The 364-nt window shown below is 61.5% G+C and carries 1 protein-coding gene; it reads left to right on the forward strand.

The features are described 5' to 3' along the window. Positions 1-364, forward strand: a 364-nt coding sequence (locus tag U5A56_RS37015; protein ID WP_321927434.1) for an Ig-like domain-containing protein, incomplete at both ends; no start/stop codon positions are given.

The following is a 364-nucleotide window of genomic DNA, read 5'->3' on the forward strand; positions in this document are numbered from 1 at the left end:
ATCCGATCACATCACCAACGTCGGCACGCTGAACCTCACCGGTGTCGAAACCGGCGCCACCGTCGAATATTCGACCGATGGCGGCCATACCTGGAACACCAGCTTCAATGCCGTCGAAGGCCTGAACGATGTGCAGGTCCGGCAAACCGATATCGCTGGCAACACGTCCGATCCGACTTCGTTCAGCTTCACGCTCGACACGTCGGCGGCTGCACCGGGCGTTGCCCTCACCACCGATTCCGGCAGCAGCGCGTCCGATCACGTCACCAATGTCGGCACGTTGAATCTGACCGGTGTCGAAACCGGCGCCACCGTCGAATACTCGACCGACGGCGGCCACACGTGGAACACCAGTTTCAGTGCC

It is taken from the genome of Burkholderia sp. BCC1998 (assembly GCF_905339875.1).
In the GTDB taxonomy this organism is placed as follows: Bacteria; Pseudomonadota; Gammaproteobacteria; order Burkholderiales; family Burkholderiaceae; genus Burkholderia.